The following is a 14,760-nucleotide window of genomic DNA, read 5'->3' as shown; positions in this document are numbered from 1 at the left end:
TGTCTACCCCCTCGGGGGCAGTTCGTGCAGCACGACGTCCGTCAGCGCACCCTCCGAGATCCGCGCCGTCTGGTAGGTGCAGAACGGCTGGCGGCGGCGGTCGGTGGGCGAACCCGGGTTGAGCAGGCGCAGGCCGGCCGGGGTGGTCGTGTCCCACGGGATGTGGCTGTGGCCGAACACGAGCACGTCGGTGTCCGGGAACCGCGCGTCGCACCGCTGCTCGCGGCCCTGTTTCCCGCCGGTCTCGTGGATGACGGCCAGGCGGACGCCGTCGAGGTCCGCCCGGGCGATCTCCGGCAGCCGCGCGCGTAGCGAGGGGCCGTCGTTGTTGCCGTAGACGCCGATGAGGCGCTTGCTGCGACCCTCCAGCTCGTCGAGCAGGGTGACGTCCACCCAGTCACCCGCGTGCACGACGACGTCCGCGGCCTCGACCTCCTGCCAGACCCGCTCGGGCAGCACGCGGGCGCGGCCGGGGAGGTGGGTGTCGGAGACGATCAGCAGCTTCACTCGATGGCCTTGAGCACGCGTTCCAGGAAGCCGCCGATGTGGTCGCGCAGCAGGGTGGCCGCGCCGTCGGCGTCCCCCTTCTTGGCCGCCGCGAGCACCGCCTTGTGCTCGGCCCACTCCTTCTTCCAGCTGGGGTTGGCCTCCCAGCCGACGACGGTGATCAGCGCCGCGCGGTCCTTGAGGTCGTCGAGGATGGTGACCATCAGCGGGTTGCCGCAGCCGCGGTAGAGCGCGCGGTGGAACCGGCGGTTGAGCAGGCTGAGCGCGACCTGGTCCTTGTCCGCGATCGCGCCCGACGCCTCCTTCAGCGCGTCCGCGGCGTCTTCCAGCAGGTCCGCGTCGCGCCGCTCGACGGTGCGCCGGACGGCTTCGGGCTCGAGCACCATCCGCACGTCGTAGACGGACCGGGCCAGGTCGGCGTCGACCTGGCAGACCGACGCGCCCTTGTACGGGCTGAAGGTCACCAGGCCCGAGTTGGAGAGCACCTTGAGCGCCTCGCGCACCGGTGTCTTCGACACGCCCAGCCGCGCGGCCAGCTCGGCTTCGACCAGGGGCTGGCCGGGGAGCAGCTCGCGGGTCAGGATGCCGCGGCGGATCTCCTCCAGGACCACTTCGGTCCGGGATGCGGGCAGGCTGAACGTCCCGGTCATGGTGCGCTCCCTCGGTCGTGTCGGAGCTCATTCAACCAGCCCCACAGGATCATATATCAGATGCCATACTGGGTGACATGAAGCGACCCGAGGAGCTCCGCAGCCACCGGTGGTACGGCGGCGACGACCTGCGCGACTTCAGCCACCGCGCCCGCAGCCGCCAGCTCGGCTACAACCCGGAAGAGCACCTCGGCAAGCCGGTGATCGGCATCCTCAACACGTGGTCGGACATCAACCCGTGCCACATGCACCTGCGGGAACGCGCCGAGCAGGTCAAGCGCGGGGTGTGGCAGGCGGGCGGCTTCCCGCTGGAGTTCCCGGTGGCGACGCTCTCGGAGACCTACCAGAAGCCGACGCCGATGCTCTACCGCAACCTCCTGGCGATGGAGACCGAGGAGATCCTGCGGTCCTACCCGATCGACGGCGCGGTGCTGATGGGCGGCTGCGACAAGACGACGCCGGCGCTGCTGATGGGCGCGGCCAGCGCGGGCCTGCCCGCCATCTTCGTCCCGGCCGGGCCGATGCTGCGCGGGCACTGGCGCAACGAGGTGCTCGGCAGCGGCACCGACATGTGGAAGTACTGGGACGAGAAGCGCGCGGGCCGGATCGGCGACGCCGAACTGTCCGAACTGGAGCGTGGCCTCGCCCGCTCGCCCGGCCACTGCATGACGATGGGCACGGCGTCGACGATGACGTCGGCCGCGGAGGTGCTGGGCATGACGCTGCCGGGCGCGGCGTCGATCCCGGCCGTCGACTCGGCCCACCACCGGATGGCCGCGGCGAGCGGCGCCCGGATCGTCGGCATGGTCTGGGAGGACCTGACCATCACGCAGGTGCTCGACAAGCGCGCGTACGCGGACGCGATCACGACCGTGCTCGCCCTCGGCGGTTCGACCAACGCCGTGATCCACCTGGTCGCGATGGCCGGGCGCAGCGGGATTCCGCTTTCGCTGGCCGATTTCGACTCGATCGCACGGCGCGTCCCGGTGCTGGCGAACATCCGCCCCGGCGGCGACTGGCTGATGGAGGACTTCTACTACGCGGGCGGCCTGCCGGGGTTGCTGTCGCGGCTGACCGACCTGCTGCACCCGGATCGGATCACGGTGACCGGCCGGACCCTCGGCGACAACCTCGCGTCGGCGTCGGTGCACAACGACGACGTCATCCGGCCGCGCGACAACCCGGTCGCGGCCGAGGGCGGGGTCGCGGTGCTGCACGGCAACCTGGCGCCGTCGGGCGCGGTGATCAAGCACATCGCCGCCGAGCCGCACCTGCTGACCCACACCGGGCCGGCCGTGGTCTTCGAGAACTACCGCGACCTGAAGAAGCGGATCGACAACCCGGCCATCACCGCGGATTCGGTGCTGGTGCTGCGCGGGTCCGGCCCGCTCGGCGGCCCGGGCATGCCCGAGTACGGGATGCTGCCGATCCCCGCGCACCTGCTGGAGGCCGGGGTCAGCGACATGGTCCGGATCTCGGACGCCCGGATGAGCGGCACGAGCTACGGGGCGTGCGTGCTGCACGTGGCGCCGGAGTCCCACGTGGGCGGGCCGCTGGCGCTGGTCCGCGACGGCGACCTGATCACCCTGGACGTCCCCGGCCGCAGGCTGGTCCTGGACGTGTCCGAAGAGGAGCTTGACCGTCGTCGTGCTTCGTGGACGCCTCCCGCGCCGCCCTTCGAGCGGGGTTACGGAGCGCTCTACGCCGAGCACATCACCCAGGCCGACGAGGGCTGTGACTTCGACTTCCTGGCCAGGGCGGGCCACAACCCTGAGCCGGACGCGCGCTGAGGTCCGGCGCCGGGTCACGGACGCCAGTGGCCGAACTCGCCGACGCCGTCCCGGTGCAGCATGACGGGTTCACTGCATGGCTCGAGCGATCGGGGCCGGCAGACCTGGATCTTGAGGCGGTCGAAGTTCGTGCTCGCCGCGGCTGGTGAGGCCAGGCCGGTCGCCAGGGTGAGCGCGAGTCCGGCGAGGAACCGGCGCACGGTTCATCCGGTTGGCGACGAGCCCGCGCGTGGTTCTCGAGGAGTAAGCGGCCACAACCCGGAGCCGGACGCGCGCTGAGCGTCCGGTTCATCCCCCGTTAGGGCGAGTCGTACGGCTTGTCCGGGTGCCACGTACGCTGGCCCCGTCACCGGCGCGATCGGGCGCCGCGTTGAAGGGGTGGAGAGTTGCCGTACGAACCGCGCTGGCCCGAGTCACACGGTGAGCAGACGGACGTCCTGCCGGTCGTCCGCCCCGACGCCGAACCCGAACCCCCGGTCAAGCGACCGAACCCGAAAACCCTGCGCAAGGCCGGCTGGATCGCCGGTGGCGTCTTCGGGCTGCTCGTCGTGGTCTACGGCGTCGACCTGATGGTCAGCCAGGGCAGCGTCCCGCGCGGGGTGACCGTCGCGGGGGTCGACGTCGGCGGCATGGACCGCACCGCCGCCGAGCAGGAGCTGCGCGGGCAGATCGAGCCGCGGCTCACCCGTCCGCTGGCCGTGACGGCCGGCGACGTCCAGGGCACGCTGTCCCCCACCCTCGCCGGGCTGACCCTCGACTGGACGCAGACGCTGGACCAGGCCGGCGAGCAGCCGCTGAACCCGTTCACGCGCCTCTCCTCGCTGTTCTCCAGCCGCGAGGTCGGCGTCGTCAGCCACGCCGACGACACCAAGCTCGCCGCCGCGCTCGACAGCCTCCGCGGCCAGGTCGACCGCGAGGCCGCCGAGGGCACCGTGAACTTCGAGGGCACGAACCCGGTCGCCGTCGCGCCGAAGCCCGGCCAGAAGCTTGACTTCGAGGCCGCGAAGGCCGCCGTCGTCGAGAAGTGGGCGCGCGGCGAGACCCTGGCCCTGCCGGTGACGAGCACGCCGGTCCGCACCACGCCCGAAGGCGTCCAAGCCGCGCTCGAGCAGTTCGCGAAGCCCGCCGTTTCGGGCCCGCTGGTCGTCAAGGGTGACGGCAAGAACGCCACCGTCAAGCCGGACGCGATCGCCGCGGCGCTGAGCTTCGAACCCGCCGAGGGCGGCGGGCTGACGCCGAAGATCGACAACGCCAAGATCGCCGACGCCGCCAAGCCGCAGCTGAAGTCCACCGAGAAGGAGGGCAAGGAGGCGACCATCGTCTTCGAAGGCGGCAAGCCGGCCGTGGACCCGTCGACCGACGGCCGGACCATCGACTGGGACCCGAGCCTCAAGCCGCTGCCCGACGTGCTGAAGAAGACCGACGGCCGCGAGGTCCCGGCGATCTACAAGGACAGCCCGGCCAAGGTGACGACCGACCAGGCGAACCAGCTGGGCGTCAAGGAGGTCGTCGGCGAGTTCACCACCGGCGGCTTCGCGGCCGACTCCGGCACGAACATCCGGGTGGTCGCGCAGAAGGTGAACGGCGCCATCGTCAAACCGGGGGAAACCTTCAGCCTCAACGGGTTCACCGGCCCGCGCGGCAAGCCGCAGGGTTACGTCGAGGCGGGCGTGATCGAGAACGGCGCCCCGGCGCGCGAGGTCGGCGGCGGCATCTCGCAGTTCGCGACCACGCTGTACAACGCGTCGTACTTCGCGGGCATGAAGGACGCGGGGCACAAGGAGCACAGCTACTACATCAGCCGCTACCCCGCCGCGCGCGAGGCGACGGTGTTCCAGAACCCCAACGGCGCCAGCGTCATCGACATCAAGTTCACCAACGACTCGCCGACCGGCATCGCGATCCAGACGATCTGGACGCCGTCGTCCCTCACCGTGAAGCTGTGGGGCACCAAGCGCTACACCGTCGAGTCGATCCCGGGCACCCGGGTCAACCCGAGCGACCCGCCGACCAAGCCGGGGCCGGCGGAGAACTGCCACGCCTCCAACGGCGCGCCCGGCTTCACCACGACCGACACGCGCGTGCTCAAGGACGCCTCGTCCGGTCGTGAGGTCAGCCGCTCGACCCGGACCGTCCGCTACAACCCGCAACCGAAAATCACCTGCGGCCCCTCCTAACGGCCGTTCACCGGCTGCTTCCACGCCGGTACGCTGAGTGTTTCCGGCGGCACCGGAGGCGCGATGACGGCACGTGCGGCAGGGTTCCGGGACGTCCTCGCGGTGCCGGAGTTCCGGGCGCTGTTCGGCGCCCAGCTGGTCTCCGTCACCGGTGACCAGCTCGCGCGTGTCGCGCTGTCGATCCTGGTGTACGACCGCACGAACTCGCCCGGCTGGGCCGCGCTGACCTACGCGCTGACGTTCCTGCCCGACCTCGTCGGCGGCCCGTTGCTGTCCGGCCTCGCCGACCGCTACCCGCCGCGGCGGGTGATGGTCGTGGCCGACGTCGTGCGCGCGGTCGCGGTGACGGCGATGGCGCTGCCCGGGCTGCCGTTGCCCGCGGTGGCCGCGCTGCTCGTCGGCGTCCAGCTGTTCAACCCGGTGTGGAACTCCGCGCGGGCGGCGCTGATGCCGCAGGTGCTGCCGGCGGAGACGTTCGTACCCGGCATGGGCCTGCTGATGATCCTGGTGCAGGCCGGGCAGGTCGCCGGGTTCGCGCTCGGCGGGCTGCTCGTCGCCTGGCTCGGCACCGCCGGCGCCCTGCTGGTGGATGCGGTCAGCTTCGCGGCTTCGGCGCTGTTGCTGGCCGCCGGCGTACGGGCGCGGCCGCCGCGGGCCGAACCGGGTGTCCGGTGGTGGCCGCACGTCCGCGCGGGCTGGACGGTCGTCGTCGGCGACCGCCGCCGCCTCGCGCTGGTGGCGCTGGGGTGCGTGTCCGGGATCTACATCGCGGGCGAGGCGATCGCGGCGCCGTACGCGGCCGAGCTCGGCGGTGGCGCGGTGGCGGTCGGGCTGCTGCTCGGGGCGTACGCGCTGGGCAACGTCGTGGGCATGGCCGCGCTGTCCCGCATCCCGCCCGAGCGGCGCGGCAGGCTGCTCGGGCCGCTCGCGGTGCTGGCGTGCGCGGCCCTGCTGGGCTGCGCGCTGCGGCCGGACCTCGGGGCGACCCTCGCGCTGCTCACGCTGTCCGGGATCGCGGCCTCGTACAACCTCATCGCCAACACGACGTTCGTCCAGCTGACACCGGAAGCCCAGCGCGCGCAGGCGTTCGGCTTCGCGCTGACGGCGTTGCGGGTCTCGCAGGGGCTGGGCGTGGTGCTCGCCGGGCTCGCGGCCGAGCGGGCGGCCCCGCACGGCGTGGTGGCCGCGGCGGGCGCCGTGGGTGTGCTGGCGGCGTTCGGCGCGGCCCGGCTCTGGCACCGGGCGCAGCCGGCCGCCGAGCCGTCCTGAGCGAGCCGGTGCGCCGGTCCTGGCCGGGCGTCCGGACCCCGGCGACCGGTCCCCGCGCGGGTCCCGGTCACCGGGGTGCCGGTTCTCAGAACCGCGTCCAGTCGGTCGGGCGCTGACCGGTGCGGGTCGTCCAGTCGGTCGGGCAGGCGGGCAGTGGTGCGACGCCGGCGTCGGCCTCCGTGCGGGCCCAGTCGGTGGGCAGCTGGTGGGCGGTCCAGTCGGTCGGCAGTTCGCGCGCGGTCCAGTCGGTCGGGATCTGGCGGGTCGTCCAGTCCGTCGGGATGGAACGGGTCCAGTCGGTCGGCAGCTGCCGCGTCCAGTCGGTGGGCCGCTGCGCGCGACGGCGGGACGGGACGATGTTGGCGTTGGGCAGGAAGTGCGACATGATTTCTCCTTGTGGTGTGCGACAGGGGGCGATCTTGCACGGTGCGTAACCGGACGGTAGCCCGACCAGCCTAGTGACACACCGCGTTCATTCGATTACAGTGACGATTTCCGCGAACAGTTCCCGTCCTGGAAAGAGGGGCGTTCCGTGGGATTCTCCGGGTCCCAAGGGCGTAAGCCCAGCTCAGAACGTCCACGATCGGGTATCCGTGCGTGGGCCATGTGGAAGCTGCCCACTCCGGTGTTCGGTTATGTCCTCGTGGTCGACGTGCTCGCGCTGGTCGCCGTGGCCGCCACCGCCGGGCTCGTGCCGATCACGAGCCAGTCGGCGCTGTGGTGCGGCCTGATCCTGGCCGGCGAGATCGTGCACCTCGAAGCGGCGCAACGCATCGAGCGCATCCGCGAGCTCGCCGCGGACGGCCGGCCGCACATGCACCTGCAGTCGATCTGGATCTTCGCCGGGCTCCTGCTGCTGCCGCCGCCACTGGCCACTTTGGTGATCGTGGTCAGCTACGCCCATTCGTGGTTCCGCGTTTACAAACGACGCGGTGTGGTTCACCGGAAAGTGTTCTCCGGGGCGACCGTGATCCTGGCCTGCACCGCGGCGGGCGGTGTGCTGACCGCCGGCACCGGCGGGCACGTGGCACCGTACGTACCCTACCTCGACGGGTTCGGCGGGATGACCGCGCTGCTGGCGTCCGGGATCGTCTACTTCGGACTCAACTACGTGCTGGTGATCCTCGCGATCGTGCTGAGCAACCCGGGAAAGCCGCCGCGGCAGGCGTTCGGCAACCCGTCCGACGTGCTGATCGTGCTCGCCGCGGTCGGCGTCGGCTGCGGCATCGCGCTGGTCATGACGGTCCGGCCGTGGCTGCTCCCGGTCCTCATGGTGACGCCGGTGGCCCTGCACATCGGGCTGCTGCTGCCGCAGTTCCAGGCCGCCGCGCGCACCGATTCGAAGACATCGCTGCTGGCGCCCGAGTTCTGGGTGCAGCTGGCCCGCGCCGAGCTGGCGCGCGCGGCCGAGCTGTCGTCGACCGCGGGCGTGCTGATGATCGACATCGACCACTTCAAGACCATCGACGACAGCAACGGCCACCTGGCCGGTGACGAGGTGCTGCGCGCGATCGCGGCGGTCGTGCAGGGTTCGGTGCGCGGCGGCGACTACGTCGGCCGCTTCGGCGGTGACGAGTTCGTCGTCCTGCTCCCCGGCGCGACGAGCGCGGAGATCGTGGCCATCGCCGACCGCATCCGCAGCGCGATCGCCGGCATCGAGGTGCCGGTCCCGGTGGTCCGCCCGGGCAAGCCCGAGGTGATCACCGGCCTGACGGCGTCGATCGGCGCGGCGGTGTACCCGGAAACGGCCAAGGAGTACACGATCCTGTTGCAGGCGGCCGACGACGCGGTGTTCGCGGCGAAGGAATCGGGCCGTGACCGGGTCGTGCTGGCCGGCAGCCACACCGAGCTGATCCGCCCCGAAATCCCCGACGTGCTCTGAGCACGGCCCGAAAACCGGTGGAACGGCGCCGCTGCGCGCCGCTACCGTCCTGGGTGACCCCGTCGTCCAGGCAAGGACGTGCCGTTGTACATCCGCTGAGACTTCCCGAGCACTGATTTCTGTCGCGCGTCGCGCTTCTGCGCCGCGTTCCTTTCTGCTGCGGACTTCTCACCGGAACGGTGTCTTTCCCATGCTCGAAAACTGGGCCGTCGTGCCCACCTGCCTGCCCCTCGTCCGGCGGCGTTGCCACGTGTGCGCGTCGCGGCGGTTCCGCGCGAGCGGCAAGTTCCGCGTCAACGCCCACCACAAGATCGTCGACGCCTGGCTCCTCGTGCTCTGCACGGGGTGCGGGGACACGGTGAAGCTCTCGTTCCTGGAGCGGGTGCCCGTGCGTTCCGTACGCCCTGAGCTGCTGGATCGCTTGCACGGCAACGATCCCGGCCTGACCGCCGAGCTGCTCCGGGATCCGGCCGTGCAGCACCGCAATCGTGTCGCCCTCGACTGGGAAGGCGCCTGGCGGCTCGACACCGGCGGCCCGGATCTCCGGGACCGCGAGGTGATCGACGTCGCGGTCCACTTCGCGGCAAGGATCCCCGTCCGGCCGGTGCGGCTGATCGCCGAAGGGTGCGGGCTGCCGCGCGCCGAGGTCGAAAGGCTTTACACGGAAGGAAAGCTGGTGTCGGCGGTCCGGCTGAGCGGCACGCTGTCGGGCGACTTCACCTTTACCCTGAAGCGCTGAGCCCGCCCTGAGCGTCCAGTGCGTCGAGCACCGCGTCGCCGTTCGCCCTCGCCCACTCCGTCAGCACGTGGATCGGCTCGATCAGGGTCGCCCCGAGCGGGGTCAGCTCGTACTCGACTCGGGGCGGCACCTCGGAGTAGGCGTGGCGGCGGACGAGTCCGTGCGCCTCCAGCCGGCGCAGCGTCTGGGTGAGCATCTTGCGGGAGATGCCGCCGATCAGCTCGACGAGGTCGCCGTGGCGCACCGGGCCCTGGCTGAGGCCGTAGAGCACGACCGCCGTCCACTTGTCGGCGATCAGCTCGAGCGCCAGGCGTGCCGGGCAGTCGGCGAGGAAGGGATCACCGGGACCGAAACCGCTCATGATCCCCAAGGTACCTGCGGGTGCCTATGGGAAACCTAGCCTGGTGTCATGCGAATCATCACCCAGCACACACTCGGCGGTCCCGAGGTGCTCACCATCGAGGACGCGCCCGAGCCGAGGCCCCTGCCGACCGAGGTGCTCGTCCGCGTCACGGCGATCGGGCTGAACCCGCTGGAAGCGCGCCTGCGGGCCGGCGAGTTCCCGCTGCTCGGCCCGCTGCCGTTCGTCCTCGGCTGGGACGTCAGCGGCGTGGTCGAGCAGGCGCAGACGTGGCGGTTCCGGCCCGGTGACGAGGTGTTCGGCATGCCGCTGTTCCCGCGGGCGGCCAACGCGTACGCCGAACTCGTCGCGGCGCCGGCGTTGCACCTGGTGCGCAAGCCGGCGTCGCTCTCGCACGTCGAGGCGGCGGCCCTGCCGGTCGTCGGGCTGACGGCGTGGCAGGGCCTCGTCGACCTCGGCGGCGTGACCGAGGGCAGCCGCGTCCTGGTCCACGGCGGCGGTGGCGGGGTCGGCCACGTCGCGATCCAGCTCGCGAAAGCGCTCGGCGCGCACGTGATCACGACCGCCAGTGGGGGCAAACGGGAGTTCGTCGAGGAGCTGGGCGCCGACGAGGTGATCGACTACACGAAGACCGACTTCGCCGAGGTGGTGAGCGAGATCGACGTCGTGCTCGACACGCTCGGCGGCGACACGGCCGAGCGGTCACTCGGCGTGCTCCGCCCCGGCGGTCACCTGGTGACGGCGGTCGCCGAGGACGATTCGGCGCTCATCGCCAAGTTCGAGGCGGCCGGCCTGCGCTTCAGCGGTGTCGCCGTCGACCCGGACCCGGTCGCCCTGCGCGGTCTCGTCGACCTCGTCGAACGGGGCAAGCTCCGCGTCCACGTGCAGGAGACGTTCCCGTTCGACCACGTCGCCGACGCGCACCGGCTGCTCGACGGCGGGCACCTCCAGGGCAAGGTCGTCCTCACCGTCTGATCCCGGCAGGGCCGCGCGGCCCTGCCGGGACGTCCGCTACGGCAGCGTGGCCAGGGCCTCCTGGAGGGCGGCGTCGGACAGCTCGTTGTCGACCATGTCGCCCGCGAGGTAGGCGCCGTAGGCCGGCAGGTCCAGGTGCGCGTGGCCGCACAGCGCCGTGAGGATCACCTTCTCCTCGCCGGTTTCCTTGCACCGCAACGCTTCCTGGATGCACGCCGCGAGGGCGTGCGTCGGCTCCGGCGCCGGGATGATGCCCTCGGAACGGGCGAACCGCACCCCCGCGGCGAAGCACTCCTGCTGCCCGATGGCGATCGCCTCGATCAGGCCGAGCTCGTAGATGTGCGAGATCAGCGGCGACATCCCGTGGTAGCGCAGGCCGCCCGCGTGGATCGGGTCGGGGATGAAGTCGTGGCCGAGCGTGTGCATCTTGAGCAGCGGTGTGAGCCCGGCGGTGTCGCCGAAGTCGTAGGCGTACTTCCCGCGCGTCAGCGACGGGCACGCGGCCGGCTCGACCGCGCGGATCACCGGGTCCATCCGGCCGGCCAGCTTCTCCCGCAGGAACGGGAACGCCAGCCCGCCGAAGTTCGAGCCGCCGCCGGTGCAGCCGACCAGGAGGTCCGGGGTGTCGCCGGCCTGCTCGAACTGGCGCAGCGCCTCTTCGCCGATGATCGTCTGGTGCAGCAGCACGTGGTTGAGGACGCTGCCCAGCGCGTACCGCGTGTCGGGGTCCTGCGCCGCCTGCTCGACCGCCTCGCTGATGGCGATGCCGAGGCTGCCGGTCGAGTCGGGGTGCTCGGCGAGGATGGCCTTGCCGGACTCCGTCAGCTCGGACGGGCTGGGGTGCACCGTCGCGCCGAACGTCTCCATCATCAGCTTGCGGTAGGGCTTCTGGTCGTAGGACGCGCGGACCTGCCAGACCTCGCACTCCAGCCCGTACTGCGCGCAGGCGAAGGCGAGCGCGCTGCCCCACTGGCCGGCGCCGGTCTCGGTGGTGAGCCGGGTGACACCCTCCTGCGCGTTGTAGTACGCCTGCGGAACCGCGGTGTTCGGCTTGTGGGAGCCGACCGGGCTGACACCTTCGTACTTGTAGTAGATCCGCGCCGGCGTCCCGAGCGCCTTCTCGAGCCGGCGCGCGCGGTAGAGCGGTGACGGCCGCCAGAGCCGGTAGACCTCCCGGACCTCCTCTGGAATGTCGACATAGCGCTCTGTCGTCACTTCCTGCTCGATCAGCGCCTGCGGGAACAGCGGGGCCAGGTCCGCCGGCCCGACCGGCTCACGGGTGCCGGGGTGCAGCGGCGGAGGCGGCGGCTCGGGCAGATCGGGGATGACGTTGTACCACTGCGTCGGCAGGTCGGCTTCGTCCAGGATGTACTTGGTGCGTTCGGCCATCACGCCTCCTTGGTCGGCGATGAATCAACTTAGGTCGGGTTCCGCACGGAAGCCAGTCGTGACCTGACGGAAAGGACGTCCTCGCGATGACCGGTCTCCCCCTCCCCCTCTGGCTGCCACCCGCCGGCCGCGGCCCCGGCCTGGTCCTGATCCAGGAGATCTTCGGCCTGGACGACTACCTCCGTTCGGTGGCGGCGGACCTGGCCGAACTGGGTTACGTGGTGGTGGCCCCGGAACTCTTCTGGCGCACGGCACCGGGCTGGTCCGCCACGCACGACGAAGCGGGTGTCGCGGCCTCGATGGAGGTGGCGTCGGCGTTCGACCCGGAACTGGGCCTTTCGGACGTCCTGGAGTCGCTCGCCCACCTCCGCTCCCGCCCCGAGGTGACCGGCGGAGCGGGCGTGTTCGGCTTCTGCCTGGGCGGCTCCCTGGCCTACGCGGCGGCGGCCGCGGGCGCCCCGGACGTCGCGGTGTCGTTCTACGGCTCGACGGTCCCGTCCCAGCTGTCCGAGCTGCCGAAGATCACCTGCCCGATCCAGTTCCACTTCGGCGGTCAGGACCCGTACATCCCCCGGGCGGACGTGGCGCTGGTCGAAGCCGCGGCAGCAGCGCACCCGGGGGCGGAGATCCACGTCCAGGAGGAGGCAGGCCACGCGTTCCACAACAACGTGGCCCCGATGTTCCACCACCCCGAGGCGGCGGCGCGAGCATGGGAGCTGACGGTGGAATTCCTGCGGCGGACGCTGCCGGCTCCTGCTTGGATGCCGAGGTGACCGTGTACGACCTCGCTCGTCGCCTGCCCGCCGTCCCGGAACTGCGCGCGCTGTGCCGTGCGCTGGCCGCGTTGGACGTCGTGCTGAGCCCCGGCAGCGACGACCGGTACCACCTCTACGACACCGCTTGGGCCCCCGGTGAGGAACTGGCGTCCATGCGGGACGGCGCGGGCAACGAGTACTCCGTCGTGTTCACGGCCGCGGGGGCTTACGTGCGCGGTTTCGACCACGAGTCGCCGATGAGTCCCTACGCCACCGACGACGAGGAACCGTGGCCCGGTGTGCTCGACGCCGTGCCCGGCGTGTTCCGGAAGTGCGTTGCGGAACCGGCGTTCGGCGACGAGTTCGGCACGCCGTACGTCACGGTCTGCCTGTGGCGTGAACACGACGACACCGCCTGGCGGCACGGGGACATCACGTTCCCCGACAAGGGCGACGACGGGGCCGACTGGATGTTCGCCCTGCTGACCGACGGCACCCCCGAGGCGTTCCGGGAGTGGGCGCGGGACTACTACGAAAAGCCGATCGACCTCGACGCAGTGCGCCACATCTACGCCGGGCATCCGCTGACCGCGGACGTCGTGACCGCGCTCAACCCCGCCACCACCCTGGCGGCCGTCGCGGATCACGTCACCGCGACCGGCTACCCGATCCGCTGACCGGTCAGCGTGCGGTCCGCTGCCACACCTCGCGCCATCGGTGCGTGGTGCGCAGCCCCAGCCCGGGGCGGCGGGCGGACGGGCCGGCGGGGTCCACGCCGCAGGCCGGGCACGGGGCGTCCGCGGTCAGCGACCACCCGCACGCGCGGCACGTGGCCGAGGGGTCCACGCCGGACTCGTACGCGGCGATCACCCGCCGGACGACGACGGCCAGCCGTCCGGTGGGATGTTTCTCGAAGTCGGGGCAGTAGGCGATCAGCCCGGCCCAGCTGCGCCAGTGGTCGGCACGGGAAGCGATCCGGTGCCCGGCGGCCTTTTCCCGGCGGCGGCGTGCCGCGTAGTCCTCGCTCTGCGCCCGCCAAACCAGGCGGGCCTGCTCCAGTTCGTCCACCGCCCGCCGCAACGACCGGGGATCCTCGTCGAGCCGCCTCGGCGCGTTCGCGCTGACGATCAGGTGATGCCAGGTGGCGCGGAAACCGTACGGCGCGAAACACAGCACGCATTCCCGCAACGCGAGCACCCTTTCCCGCGACGCGAGACCCGGGTCACGAACCCGGCGAGCCGCGGCGGGAAAACTGGTCACCACGGCATCGTATCCGGGGAACACGGCGGCGGCGGCCGCGCGACAAACCTGGCGCGGTCACGCCGGACGTTCTGCGATACTCACCGTCGTGAACAGTCGCGACACCAAGCCGGGGGTGCGTTTCCTGCTCTCCCTGATCGAGCCGCACGACGCGGCCGGGGTGCGGCAGCGGCTCGGGATCGGCGAGCCTCAGCCGCTCACCGACGAGCATGCCGTGTGGGAGCTCGATCTGCTGGACGCGCCCCGGTCGGTGCTGCTGTGGATGCTCGAACGCGACGATCCCGGCACGAACCGGCTGGTGTTCCACCGAGCCCGCGTCGACGACGCGCTCAAGCGCGACATCCTGCGCGGCCTGCCGTTCGGCACCGCGACCGGGCCGCTGCCGGTGGAGATCGACTGCGGGCGGCCGTACTGCCCGCACGCGGAACCGGACGTCCCGGTCAGCAGGCGGGGCCTGATCGGCGGCTTGCGCGACGCACGGACGATGGGCTCGGGCCGGGTGGCGGCCCGCGCGGTCAGCCGGCCCGACTGGCCCTCGGTCGCCGAGGCCGATCGGGCGGAGCCGTTGCCCGGCTTCGCGCGCTGGGCACTGGGTGTGCGGATCGACTGCCCGCCCGAGCTGCGCGAGCGGTTCGGCTCGCACCCCAAGTTCAGGAACCGGTTCCGCAGGGCGGGCATCGTCGAACCGCGGGACTACGCCGAGCTCGGCCGGCCGCCCCGGGACGTGCTGGCGGTGCTGTACTTCGGCACCCGGTTGTTCCCGCGGCGGGTGGCCGAGGCCGCCGCCTCGCTGACGCCGCTGGTGCGCGCCGAGCTCGGGGCGAACCCGGACGCGTGGGCGGTGCTGGCGCAGCTGCTGCCGGACTTCGCCGGGACGGTGCCGGAACTGGTGGCCACGAGCGGGGCCGTCGCGCGGGTGTGAGTGACGGGCGGCTGGATTCGAACCAGCGTGTCCCTCCAGTGGAGGAGGTGCGCCTGCCTCTGCGCTACGACCCGTCGGACCGGA

Annotated in this window: 16 protein-coding genes and 1 tRNA gene; 9 read left to right on the top strand and 8 right to left on the bottom strand. The window is 71.7% G+C overall.

Going from position 1 to position 14,760, the window contains the following annotated elements:
* Positions 1-3: 3 nt before the first annotated feature.
* On the bottom strand, positions 4-507 hold the full coding sequence (locus tag ACIOD2_RS14465; protein WP_400537760.1) for a metallophosphoesterase family protein: 504 nt from the start codon (positions 505-507) through the stop codon (positions 4-6).
* Positions 504-1,157, bottom strand: a complete 654-nt coding sequence (locus ACIOD2_RS14460) for a GntR family transcriptional regulator (RefSeq protein WP_400537758.1) — start codon at positions 1,155-1,157, stop codon at positions 504-506. The genes ACIOD2_RS14465 and ACIOD2_RS14460 overlap by 4 nt, the downstream gene beginning before the upstream one ends.
* A gap of 77 nt (positions 1,158-1,234) precedes the next feature.
* Between ACIOD2_RS14460 and araD the strand changes: the two genes are divergently transcribed.
* Positions 1,235-2,947: an L-arabinonate dehydratase gene (gene araD, locus ACIOD2_RS14455; protein WP_400537756.1), complete on the top strand. Its 1,713-nt coding sequence runs from the start codon at positions 1,235-1,237 to the stop codon at positions 2,945-2,947.
* A 14-nt stretch (positions 2,948-2,961) separates the two neighbouring features.
* On the opposite strand, the gene ACIOD2_RS14450 is transcribed toward araD, so the two are convergent.
* Positions 2,962-3,147: a hypothetical protein gene (locus ACIOD2_RS14450; protein ID WP_400537754.1), complete on the bottom strand. Its 186-nt coding sequence runs from the start codon at positions 3,145-3,147 to the stop codon at positions 2,962-2,964.
* A 186-nt stretch (positions 3,148-3,333) separates the two neighbouring features.
* On the opposite strand from ACIOD2_RS14450, the gene ACIOD2_RS14445 reads away from it, so the two are divergent.
* Positions 3,334-5,124 carry a VanW family protein gene (locus ACIOD2_RS14445; RefSeq protein WP_400537752.1) on the top strand — a complete coding sequence of 597 codons (1,791 nt, stop codon included), beginning with the start codon at positions 3,334-3,336 and terminating at the stop codon, positions 5,122-5,124.
* A 63-nt stretch (positions 5,125-5,187) separates the two neighbouring features.
* Complete coding sequence (locus tag ACIOD2_RS14440) at positions 5,188-6,393, top strand: MFS transporter (RefSeq protein ID WP_400537750.1); 1,206 nt, start codon at positions 5,188-5,190, stop codon at positions 6,391-6,393.
* 85 nt (positions 6,394-6,478) lie between these two features.
* Here ACIOD2_RS14440 and ACIOD2_RS14435 read toward each other — a convergent pair whose 3' ends face one another.
* Positions 6,479-6,778 carry a hypothetical protein gene (locus tag ACIOD2_RS14435; protein WP_400537748.1) on the bottom strand — a complete coding sequence of 100 codons (300 nt, stop codon included), beginning with the start codon at positions 6,776-6,778 and terminating at the stop codon, positions 6,479-6,481.
* Between the two features lie 219 nt (positions 6,779-6,997).
* Between ACIOD2_RS14435 and ACIOD2_RS14430 the strand changes: the two genes are divergently transcribed.
* Together ACIOD2_RS14430 and ACIOD2_RS14425 are read left to right on the top strand one after the other, a co-directional pair.
* Positions 6,998-8,275, top strand: coding sequence for a GGDEF domain-containing protein (locus ACIOD2_RS14430; protein WP_400537746.1), 1,278 nt, complete (start codon positions 6,998-7,000; stop codon positions 8,273-8,275).
* Between the two features lie 190 nt (positions 8,276-8,465).
* Positions 8,466-9,014: a DUF1062 domain-containing protein gene (locus ACIOD2_RS14425; RefSeq protein ID WP_400537744.1), complete on the top strand. Its 549-nt coding sequence runs from the start codon at positions 8,466-8,468 to the stop codon at positions 9,012-9,014.
* Here ACIOD2_RS14425 and ACIOD2_RS14420 read toward each other — a convergent pair.
* A complete protein-coding gene (locus ACIOD2_RS14420) occupies positions 8,998-9,375 on the bottom strand; it encodes a winged helix-turn-helix transcriptional regulator (protein WP_400537742.1) in 378 nt (125 codons plus the stop codon). The two genes, ACIOD2_RS14425 and ACIOD2_RS14420, sit on opposite strands and share 17 nt — an antisense overlap.
* A gap of 48 nt (positions 9,376-9,423) precedes the next feature.
* Between ACIOD2_RS14420 and ACIOD2_RS14415 the strand changes: the two genes are divergently transcribed.
* Entirely contained in the window at positions 9,424-10,350 is a 927-nt protein-coding gene (locus ACIOD2_RS14415; RefSeq protein ID WP_400537740.1) for an NADP-dependent oxidoreductase, read from the top strand.
* Between the two features lie 36 nt (positions 10,351-10,386).
* Here the strand turns inward: ACIOD2_RS14415 and ACIOD2_RS14410 are convergent, their stop codons facing one another.
* A complete protein-coding gene (locus tag ACIOD2_RS14410) occupies positions 10,387-11,739 on the bottom strand; it encodes a TrpB-like pyridoxal phosphate-dependent enzyme (RefSeq protein ID WP_400537738.1) in 1,353 nt (450 codons plus the stop codon).
* Between the two features lie 86 nt (positions 11,740-11,825).
* Here ACIOD2_RS14410 and ACIOD2_RS14405 point away from each other — a divergent pair, with 86 nt between their 5' ends.
* Together ACIOD2_RS14405 and ACIOD2_RS14400 are read left to right on the top strand one after the other, a co-directional pair.
* Positions 11,826-12,512 (top strand): dienelactone hydrolase family protein, encoded by a 687-nt coding sequence (locus ACIOD2_RS14405; RefSeq protein ID WP_400537736.1) that lies wholly within the window; start codon positions 11,826-11,828, stop codon positions 12,510-12,512.
* The gene (locus ACIOD2_RS14400; RefSeq protein ID WP_400537734.1) at positions 12,509-13,171 is read left to right on the top strand and encodes a hypothetical protein; all 663 of its coding nucleotides are present in this window, start codon (positions 12,509-12,511) and stop codon (positions 13,169-13,171) included. Before ACIOD2_RS14405 ends, ACIOD2_RS14400 begins: the two co-directional genes overlap by 4 nt.
* A gap of 4 nt (positions 13,172-13,175) precedes the next feature.
* Here ACIOD2_RS14400 and ACIOD2_RS14395 read toward each other — a convergent pair whose 3' ends face one another.
* Positions 13,176-13,754: a hypothetical protein gene (locus ACIOD2_RS14395; RefSeq protein WP_400537732.1), complete on the bottom strand. Its 579-nt coding sequence runs from the start codon at positions 13,752-13,754 to the stop codon at positions 13,176-13,178.
* An 88-nt stretch (positions 13,755-13,842) separates the two neighbouring features.
* Between ACIOD2_RS14395 and ACIOD2_RS14390 the strand changes: the two genes are divergently transcribed.
* Entirely contained in the window at positions 13,843-14,676 is an 834-nt protein-coding gene (locus tag ACIOD2_RS14390) for a hypothetical protein (protein WP_400537730.1), read from the top strand.
* Between the two features lies 1 nt (position 14,677).
* On the opposite strand, the gene ACIOD2_RS14385 is transcribed toward ACIOD2_RS14390, so the two are convergent.
* Positions 14,678-14,752, bottom strand: a tRNA-Trp gene (locus ACIOD2_RS14385).
* Positions 14,753-14,760: the final 8 nt, after the last annotated feature.

This window comes from Amycolatopsis sp. NPDC088138, from assembly GCF_044741685.1.
GTDB lineage: Bacteria > Actinomycetota > Actinomycetes > Mycobacteriales > Pseudonocardiaceae > Amycolatopsis.
Note: the sequence above shows the minus strand (reverse complement) of the source record. Positions and strands in the feature narration are given on the sequence as shown.